6 protein-coding genes are annotated in these 9,953 nt (G+C 63.8%); 2 read left to right on the top strand and 4 right to left on the bottom strand.

From position 1 onward, the window contains the following. Nucleotides 1-295 precede the first annotated feature (295 nt). A complete protein-coding gene (locus SGJ19_24105) occupies nt 296-718 on the bottom strand; it encodes a hypothetical protein (GenBank protein MDZ4783343.1) in 423 nt (140 codons plus the stop codon). 364 nt (nt 719-1,082) lie between these two features. Here SGJ19_24105 and SGJ19_24100 point away from each other — a divergent pair, with 364 nt between their 5' ends. After that, the gene (locus tag SGJ19_24100; protein ID MDZ4783342.1) at nt 1,083-5,303 is read left to right on the top strand and encodes a DUF1592 domain-containing protein; all 4,221 of its coding nucleotides are present in this window, start codon (nt 1,083-1,085) and stop codon (nt 5,301-5,303) included. 99 nt (nt 5,304-5,402) lie between these two features. On the opposite strand, the gene SGJ19_24095 is transcribed toward SGJ19_24100, so the two are convergent. Both SGJ19_24095 and trxA read right to left on the bottom strand, forming a co-directional pair. Beyond that, nucleotides 5,403-6,641, bottom strand: coding sequence for a hypothetical protein (locus SGJ19_24095; protein ID MDZ4783341.1), 1,239 nt, complete (start codon nt 6,639-6,641; stop codon nt 5,403-5,405). A gap of 235 nt (nt 6,642-6,876) precedes the next feature. Further along, complete coding sequence (gene trxA / locus SGJ19_24090; protein MDZ4783340.1) at nt 6,877-7,206, bottom strand: thioredoxin; 330 nt, start codon at nt 7,204-7,206, stop codon at nt 6,877-6,879. Between the two features lie 206 nt (nt 7,207-7,412). Between trxA and SGJ19_24085 the strand changes: the two genes are divergently transcribed. Next, nucleotides 7,413-8,396: an oxidoreductase gene (locus SGJ19_24085; protein ID MDZ4783339.1), complete on the top strand. Its 984-nt coding sequence runs from the start codon at nt 7,413-7,415 to the stop codon at nt 8,394-8,396. 56 nt (nt 8,397-8,452) lie between these two features. On the opposite strand, the gene SGJ19_24080 is transcribed toward SGJ19_24085, so the two are convergent. Beyond that, a complete protein-coding gene (locus tag SGJ19_24080) occupies nt 8,453-9,835 on the bottom strand; it encodes a DUF1501 domain-containing protein (GenBank protein ID MDZ4783338.1) in 1,383 nt (460 codons plus the stop codon). Between the last annotated feature and the right edge of the window lie 118 nt (nt 9,836-9,953).

Here is a 9,953-nt window from a genome sequence, read left to right as displayed (position 1 = left end):
CTCCGTAAACAACCGCAAACTCCGCCGCCGCCCACTCCCCAAACCGCCCATCACGCACCCCGCGAAAAAAATCGTACTCAGATATTCCTAATTCCATTGCCCCAATTTCCCCCACCCCGCGGCCAACTTCAAACGCCACAACCACTTACCAATGCACCGCGCCGCCGCCCCAAAAAAGAACGCGCAACGCATTGAGGAATAAACGCCCCTAAATACTCCGCTAAAACACGAATTGAGCCCAACATTCGTGCCTGAAACCATGTCCGCACTGTGAGCCATGCTTCAACGTCGACGTTCATGAGATTGCTCCGGCCGTTGATTCGTATTGCCGCTGCGCCACGTACCCGCTGAGCATGCCGAGGGCCAGCGAGCCGTGGGCCATGGAGAGCCGCGCGTAGCCGAGTGCGCGGTCGTATTCCTTGGCGTCGGGAGCGATCACCCCGCGCTGCACCAGTTCGTTCACGACCGCCTCGTCCGGCTTCCGCACGAGCATCGCGACCGAGGCGCAGATCAGGCAGCCGACCATCAGCCCGCGGGCGAATGCCCGGCGCGGCGACGGCCCGCCTGCCGCACGACTGGCGAACACAATCACCGCCGCGACCCAAATCATCAAGATCGAGACGCCGCCGATCACCTCGGGATCCAACAGTCCCGCGAACGTCACGGCGAGGTACGTGGTGACGACAAGCAAGTTCAGAATGGAGAATCGCGGTTTCATGTTGGCATCTCCAGTGGGGTGATCGCTCGTGATTCTCCCGGGCCGACGGCGCGGCGGCAAGTCGGAATGCGTCGGTTCTGGGCCGGCTATTCACTTGCTGCGCCGCCCCGGTCAGGTATCCTGGAGTCGCAGTCCCGGACTGTCCCCGCCTGAATGGTTCCCGCCTTGTTCGCCCGCCTGTGCTGGCCGAAGCTGCGCAGAGGGCCGCGATCCGCTCCTCGTTCCCAGGTGCGTCATGCAATATTTATCCTCAGATACGCACACACTAGCCCGACGCGCAAGCGAGGAGGAAAACTCGTCGCATCCGGCGTACACGTATCACGCGAGATCGGCGTCCTCTTCCCCTCGCTTGCGCGTCGGGCTCGTGTCGCTGTTGTTGCACGCGTGTTTGCTGAACTACGTTGTTCGTGACGCCGGTGCGGCCGAGCCGGCGGCGGTGGATTTTGTACCGCTGGATCGAGAGTACGCGGAGCAGATCACGCCGCTCCTGAAGCGCTACTGCACCGATTGCCATGCCACGGCCGATCCGGCTGGCGAGCTCGATCTTGAACGCTTCGTCGACCTGAAAAGTGTGCGGAGCGACCCCAACGTCTGGCAGCACGTCGCCGAGATGCTCGACAACGGCGAGATGCCTCCCAAAGACGCGGATCAACCGACCGGCGACGAGCGCAAGCAATTGCGCGATTGGGTCGGGCGCTATCTTCACGCCGAAGCGTACGCCAACGCCGGCGACCCGGGGCCGGTTTTGATTCGCCGCTTGAACAACGCGGAATACACCTACACGATTCAAGACCTGACCGGCGGGCCGCTCGAACCCGCGCACGAGTTTCCGGCCGACGGCGCGGCGGGCGAAGGATTTACAAACGCGGCTGCGGCGATGGTGATGTCGCCCGCGATGCTGACCAAGTATCTCGATGCCGCGAAGGAGATCTCGCAACATGCGGTCTTCACGCCGGACGGCCTGCACTTCTCCGCCTTCACGACGCGGCGCGATTGGATCAACGAACTGCTCGATCAAATCCGCGTGATCTATCGCCGACACAGCGATGCGGTCGGCGCATCGCAAGTCAATTTGCAGGGCATCATCTTCGACACCAACGACGGCGGCCGCTTGCCGTTGGAACAGTATCTCGCCGCGACGATCGACGAGCGCGACGCACTGCGCTCCGGCACGACGACGATCGATGCCGTCGCCAGCGCGCGAAAACTGAACGCTAAGTACTTGGGGCAAATCTGGACAGCCTTGAACGATACGTCGCCCGCGCCGGTGCTCGATGCGATTCGCCTGCATTGGCGAGAGGCGAAAGCGGACGAGGTGCCGCGGTTGGTCGCCGAGATTCAGGCCTGGCAGCAGGCGCTGTGGCGATTTACGAGCGTCGGTCACATCGGAAAGGTTGGTGGACCGAACACCTGGCAAGAGCCGGTGAGGCCCCTGGTCGCGCGGCAGGAATTTCAAACGCCCGTGCCCGTCGCGGCAGGCGCAACAGAAGTGCGCATGTATCTGGTGGCTGGCGACGCCGGCGACGGCAACGAGGGAGACGTCGTCCTCTGGGAACGCCCACGCTTCGTCGCACCGGGCCGTCCTGACCTGCCGCTCAGGGATGTGCGCCGGCTGAGCGGAGCGCTGGCGGCGCTGCGAACGGAAGTCATCGAGAGCGCCGCGCGATGCCTCGCGGCGGCGGCCGAAGCCAGCGCCTCGGATGCGCCGACCGACTTGGATGCCTTGTCGCAACGACACGGCGCGCGACCTGAGATTCTGGCCGCTTGGCTCGACTATTTGGGCTTGGGCAACGGTGGCGCTGCCAAGATCGATTCGCATCTCACCAATCAACTGCGCGGCGTCGGCGGACATGATTTCGTCAACGGCTGGGGGTTGCCGGAGACGCCCAGCGTGATCGCCAACGCCAGCGACCAACACGTCCGCGTACCTGGCAACCTGCGTGCCCGCGGCGTAGCGCTGCATCCTTCGCCGGTGCTGCAGATCGCCGCGGGCTGGCGCAGTCCGGTCGTCGCGCAACTGCACATCGAAGGCTTCGTCCAACACGCCCATCCGGAATGCGGCAATGGCGTGGCGTGGGCGCTCGAAGTACGCCGCGGCGGCTCGCGCCGCACACTCGCCTCCCGAGCGATGCATGGTGGCGCTGAGATAGCGATTGGCCCGTTCGAGCACATCTCCGTGCGCCCCGGCGACGTCGTCGCGCTCTTCGTCGGACCGCGAGACGGGAACCATTCGTGCGATTTAACGGAGGTTGACTTGACGCTGCGCGACGATGAACGCACATGGAGCCTCTCCCACGACGTTGCTTCCGACCTCTTAGCCGGCAATCCGCATGCGGACAGCTACGGGAACCCCGACATTTGGCATTTCTTCACAGAGCCGGTGACTGCGAGCGCGGCGCCATTGATCCCGGCCGATTCGATTCTCGCACGCTGGCAGTCGAGCGACGACGCCGCGACGAAGGCGCTGCTCGCCTCCGAATTGCAAACACTGTTGAACGAGCCTGCGGCTCCTCCGGCGGATCATCCTGACGCCGTATTGCGCCGCCAACTCACGGCGCTCGGCGGACCGCTGTTGGGAACGCTACGCGCGAAACTCGGCGAAGCCGCTCTCGCTGCGATCGAAACGTCCGCCGCCTCGGAATGGGGCATCGACCCAGTTCAATTCGGGCACGGCCCGACAGGAAACGCCATCGATGCGGAGAGCCTCTGCGTGAAAGCGCCATCGGTCCTTGAGCTTATCCTGCGCGCGGATTTGGTCGACGGCTATGCCCTGGTCGCCACCGGCGCACTGGCGCCGGGCAGCGACGAAGGCAGCGTGCAACTCGCCGTGACGGACCAGCGAATCGAAAACGCCACAGGTCTGCAGCCGGCCGCCGCTACGACCTCCGACGCCGGCGGCGCTTGGACGTCGGACAATGAGCGTATCGCGTTCGCTTCGCCGATCATCGTCCGCGATGGCAGCGCCGCCCGGGCGCGATTCGAGCAGGGCATGGATCAGTTTCGCGCGTTGTTTCCCGCCGCGCTTTGCTACACGAAGATCGTCCCGGTCGATGAGGTGGTGACGCTGACGCAGTTCTATCGGGAAGACGTCGCGCTACAGCGGTTGATGCTCAGCAACGCGGAAATCGCGGAGTTGAATCGCCTTTGGGACGCGCTGCATTTCGTCAGTCAGGACGCCTTCACGCAGGTCGACGCTTTAGAGCAGTTGATTCAGTTCGCCACGCAGGACGCCGATCCTTCGGTGTTCGAGCCGCTGCGGCAACCTTTCGCGGAACGCGCCGAGGCCTTCCGGCAGTCGCTCGTTGCCGCGGAGCCGACGCAGTTGGAATCATTGTTGCAGTTCGCCTCCCAGGCGTATCGCCGCCCCTTGGAAGACGGCGAATCAGAAGAATTGCGGGCATTGTACGGACGCTTGCGCGCGGAATCGTTGCCGCACGACGAGGCCCTTCGGCTGACGTTAGCGCGATTGCTCGTCTCGCCCGCGTTTTTGTATCGCTTGGAATCGAGCGCGGCGGCAGCGTCGGATGCGCCTTGGCGGCCGGTTTCCGATTGGGAATTGGCAACGCGGCTGAGTTATTTCCTCGGGTCGACGGCGCCGGACGCAACGTTGCGCGAACTGGCCACGGCGGGAAAGCTGCATGAACCGGAAGTGCTCGCCGAACAAACGCGACGCATGTTGCGCGATCCGAAAATTGAGCGAATGGCCGAGGAGTTCGGCTGTCAGTGGCTGCAGATTTACGAGTTCGACACGCTCGATGAAAAGAGCGAGCGGCATTTCCCGGAGTTCACTTCGCTACGGGCGGACATGTACGCCGAGGCGATTCATTTCATCACCGATGCCTGGCAACGCGACGTGTCACTCGTCGAGCTGTTCGATGCGGACTACACGTTCGTGAACGAACCGCTGGCGAAGTTCTACGGACTCGAGCCGGATGCGAGCAACACTTCTGGCTCCTGGCGACGCGTCGACGGCCTCCGCGACCATGGCCGCGGCGGCGTGCTAGGCTTCGCGGCGACGCTAGCGAAGAATTCCGGCGCGTCGCGGACCAGTCCTATTTTGCGCGGAAATTGGGTCAGCGAAGTCTTGCTCGGCGAGAAGCTGCCCAAGCCGCCCCTTGGCGTGCCAGTGCTGCCGGAAGACGAGTCGGCCACGGAAGGCCTCACGGTGCGGCAATTGGTCGAACGCCACGTCAGCGATCCCTCTTGTGCCAAGTGCCACCAGCGCATCGATCCGTTGGGTTTCGCGCTCGAAGGCTTCGACGCGATCGGGCGCCAGCGCGACAAAGACCTTGCCGATCGCCCGATCGATACGCGCACCACCCTTGCCAACGGTGAGGCGATGGAAGGCCTCTCGGGCCTGCGCGACTACCTCCTGCAACAACGCCGCGACGCGGTGCTGCGGCAGTTCTGCCGGAAACTGCTCGGCTACGCCCTCGGCCGCTCCATTCAACTCTCCGACCAACCGCTCATCGATGAAATGCTGAAGCAACTTGGCGAGCGCGAGTACCGCATCTCCGCGGCAATCGAGACGATCGTACTGAGCGAACAATTCCGCTCGACGCGCGTCGGCACGGCGGCTGATTGATTTTGAACCGCAGAGGCGCTGAGACGCGGAGGGCGAAGGAGAGGGAGGAGGAGAGAGCCAAGAGGGTATTGTCGCGCCTACATCCACGCATTGATCAGCTTACCTTTTCTTTCTTGCTCCCGATTCGAGCGCGCTAAGTCGCATGGCGATCTCCTGCTGGGTTAGCGCTGCGGCGCGGCGATCGAGCGTTTCAGTTCGGTGCGTCTGGGCGCGGCTTTGCTCCTTGAGTTCGCGCTCGCGCGCTTCCGCCCAAGCGGCGAATTCGGATTGTTGGCTCGCCAGCCGTGAGAATTCTTCGGCTACCGTGGATCGCAGCGCTTCGAGTTCCTTCGCGCGCAATGTCCAAAAAGCGTCCGGCGCCAGCGAGTCATCTTTAATCTGCGCCCGATTCAGTTCCGCACGCTGCATGTCGAGTTCCTCGGTGAGCGCGACCAACTCACGTTCTCGTGACGCTAGTCGCTCCGCTTCGGCTTGCTGGTCGGTCAAGAATGTCGCTTGCGACTGCGCCCAGGCGGTCGCTTCGGCCTCGCGTTCATCGAGTAATCGCCTGACGGCCAGCAATTCCATCCGCAGGGCGGCGCGAAGTTGCTCGACTTCCTCATGTTCCGTGGGCGAAGCGCCGTCGTCCGCGCTGTGGCGGCCGGCGGCTTCAATCGCCGCGCGGCGGCGTTCGAAAGTGGCCAACAAGGAGCGCGTCATTTGCTCCCATTCCGCGCGCTGCCGATCGTGCCGTTGCGCGATGCGGTGCGAGGCCAGGCGAAAGCGTTCCCGCGCGCGTTGCAGCTCACCGCCGGTTTGCTTCACGATGCGCTGTTCGCTCGTCAGGCGTTCTTCGACCAGCCGCACCTGGGATTCGCGGAGTTCCAGCTCGTCTTCTTGCCGCTGCAGGAAGAACTCGCTCTCCACCTGCGTGGTGCGGAAGTCGGCCTCGCGCTGGCGGAATGCCCTATCACGCGCGTCGAGCACAGCGGCGCGAGCGGCCAGTGCCGTTTCAATCGCCCCCGTGGCTCGCATTCGTTCGTCGAGCGCCAATCGCGCGATCGAGTGTTCCTGCTCCCATTGTGCCAGGCGCGCATGCAGCCCGGCTTCGCGATGATCTAGTTCCCGTTGTCGCGCTACGAGATGCGTGGCGAGTTGGCTGGCCTGATGCTGGACTTGGGCGGCAGCATCGAACGACAGGTCCACCAGTGGCAATTCCGGCGACGCGTCAGCGCTGTCAGTGGCCGCTACGGCTGGCTCGGCGCGAACCTCATGCGCCGCGTCCACGCGAAGCGCGGGCACGTCAACGACGCGCGGAGGTTCAACCGCCGCGCGGATCTCGCTGGAAGTTCGCGTCATGCCTCATCAACCTTCCCCCCAGGGAATGTCGTGGCGGCGCGGGGCACTCCGGGCTGAATCAATCGGAACACCCGTCGGCGCAAGGAACCGACGCCGCCGCGCGTTCTGTTTTCGGCATGCGCGACGATGAACTTGAAATTATCTCGCCAAATTAAAAAGCAGGCCCGCCGGGAAAACGGCGGGCCTCGAAATCTTTGATCGCGTCAACTGTACACGCCGCGACCCGCCCGGTCGCTCAGCCCTTGGCGGCGTCCAGCGCGGCCTGCAGCTTTGGCTTGCCTTGCAGGCCGACAAATTGTTCGATGACCTGGCCTCCCTTGAAGATCATCAGCGTGGGAATGCTGTTGACCCCATAGTTGCCGGCCAGCTTTTGGGCGTCGTCGACATTAATCTTGCCCACTTTAACGGCGCCCTGGTACTCGGCGGCCAGTTGCTCGACGACGGGGGCGATCTGGCGGCAAGGTCCGCACCAGGGGGCCCAGAAGTCGACCAGGACCGGTTCCTTGGACTTCAAGACCTCGGAATCGAAGTTGGCTTCGGTGATTTCCAATACATTGCCTGCCACAGGACATCCCCTTTCCGATGAATGCACGCCGTTTTCACCCCCAATCGTCGGGGTGAGTAGCTCGGTCGCGTTGTTGCTGGATTTTATCGGACCCGGCCGACCGTGGTCAACGCGGGGCGTGCTCCCCGTGATTCCGCTCTCGGCCCTCGATCTGTAGGATTTGGATGCATTCGACGACGACCTGTTACACGAGCGGAATGGCTGCCATGCGATGCTATTGGGTGGAACGAGACGCCTCGGGCGCGATTGCCAGCGGCATCGCCGAGCGGGACCCCAGTGAATTGCCGCCGGGGGACGTGACGATCGCCGTCGAATATTCGTCGCTCAATTACAAAGACGCACTCGCGGCGACCGGTCACCCCGGCGTCGTACGTAACTTCCCGCATATCCCCGGCATCGACGCGGCGGGAACCGTATTGGAATCGAGTTCCGATAAGTTCGCCGCTGGGCAGCAGGTTTTGGTGACCGGTTACCAACTCGGCTCCGAGCGCTGGGGCGGCTGGTCCGAGCAAATTCGTGTTCCGGCCGACTGGGTGATTCCGCTCCCCCAGGAACTGTCCACGAAGCAGGCAATGACCTACGGGACCGCCGGGTTCACCGCTGCGCAAGGCGTGGACCTGCTGCAACGCCACGATGTGACCCCGGACAAAGGCGAGGTCGTCGTCACCGGAGCCACCGGCGGCGTCGGTTGCCTGGCGATCGGGATGTTGGCGCGGCTGGGTTACCGCGTCGTCGCCGTGAGTGGCAAGCCGGAGGCGGAGCCGATTCTCAAAGAACTCGGCGCCGCCGAAATTCTTCCGCGCGCGGCCCTCATGGACGACGGCAAGAAACCATTGCTCGCGGCGCGTTGGGCAGGCGCGATCGACACGATCGGCGGCGCGCCGTTGGCAAATATCATTCGCGCCACGCAGCGGCGCGGCTGCGTCACCTGTTGCGGGATGCTGGCCGGCTCGGAGGTTCCGCTGAGCGTGTTCCCCTTCATCCTCCGTGGCGTGACGCTGGCCGGCATCGATTCCGCGGAATGCCCGACGGAGAATCGACCCGCCCTCTGGAAGCACATGGCCGACGACTGGCGACCGGCAATGTTGGATCAATTGGCGAACGTGGTCGAACTCGATGAAGTCGGCTACGCGGCGGAACTTAATCTGCGCGGCGAAGTCATTGGCCGCGTCGTCGTGCGAGTAAACTGAGATCGGCGACAAAGTCTCCTTCCGCTCCGCGAAAGGAGACGATGTAGTCATCGCTATCAGACCAGTTCGGTAATCAACTCGCCGCTTGCGGCCTGGATGATCTCGTTGGGCAGGCCCGGCACGAGCCGCAGTTGGGGCACGTCGAACAGCCGGTCCAGCACCGTGGCGACGAGATGTTCGATTTGATAGGGCCGGCTCAGTGGTTCGCCTGCGTCGCGCGTGGATTGGCCGACGACTTGCCCCATGTTCAGTCCGCCCCCCGCGAACAGGAGCGGCGCGAGGTTGCCCCAGTGATCTCGCCCTCCTTGATTGTTGATGCGCGGCGAGCGCCCCATTTCGCCCACGGCGACGAGCAGGATCTTCTCGCTCAATCCACGCGCGGCGACATCCTCCACGAAGGCGCTCAGCGCATGATCGAGCGGACGTCCGCAATACTCCATCCCTTCCGCGACGCCGGCGTTGTTGACGTCGGCGTGCATATCCCAGACGAAGTTCGTCGTCACGGTGACGAACCCGCAGCCGGATTCGCACAACCTGCGCGCCAGCAACAGCAGCTTGCCGAGCGTCTTGGCGTTGTCCGCATAGAGCGGGTGGTTATTCCACTTCCGGCTGATGGCGTCGGGTGACACCAACGGCGCCGTGTCATAACGCGCGACGACCGCGGGATCCTCGTGCGACAGATCGAAGGCCTCGGCCACGCCGCCCACGAGAATGTTGTAGGCCTGCTCGTGATAGCGATCGAGTGCGTTCGCGTCGCCGCCGTCGAGCCGGCGTTTGACGCGGTCGAGTTCGGCCAACAACGCGCGGCGATCGTCGAGCCGATCTCGCGGCAACGTAAGCTGCATATCTTGTTGCAAACTTCCACCCGCGCCAGGGATGAAAGGCGCATACCCGCGCCCCAGCGCGCCCGTGGCATCGAACTTGCCAAAACCTTCCTCGGCCGGACGTGTCGATGGATCGACCGCGCGAGGGAACAGCGCGATATTCGACGGGATGCCGCTCCCCGGATGATTGACGCCGACGACGCGCGAATAAAAGGAACCAAGATTCGCGCCGGCCGTGGCGCGCCCCACGACGGGTTTGATATCGTGGTTACCGTCGCCGGTGCGGAACGAGCGGACTACCGACACGCGATCCGCCAATCCGGCCAAACGCGGAAACGAGCCGCCGAAAGTAACGCCCGGTATCCTCGTGGCGACTTCGCCGGTGGCGCTGCAAATGCCGCTCGGCGCGGTCATTTTCGGATCGAACGTCTCGATCTGACTCGGCCCGCCCTGCAAGAAAAGCAGAATCACCGAGCGATCGTGCGCGACATCGCGCGCGGCGCCCGCCGCCACGGCCAGTTGGTTGGCCAAGGTCAGCCCTGGCAGCGAAAGCGCGCCGATGCGCAGGAATTCGCGTCGACCTAAGCGACCGCCGGGATTGCTGAATGTGAGCACAAAGGCGCCTCCCCAAGACGACCGGGGTGATCGAACCGTCCGTTCTAGCAGAGTCGCCTGGCAGAGGCAATAATTAGGATGAACGTCGCGAATCCGCGCCGGCGTCCGCGGCATCCAA

The organism is Planctomycetia bacterium (genome assembly GCA_034440135.1).
In the GTDB taxonomy this organism is placed as follows: domain Bacteria; phylum Planctomycetota; class Planctomycetia; order Pirellulales; family JALHLM01; genus JALHLM01.
This window is presented reverse-complemented; position numbering and strand designations above follow the sequence as displayed.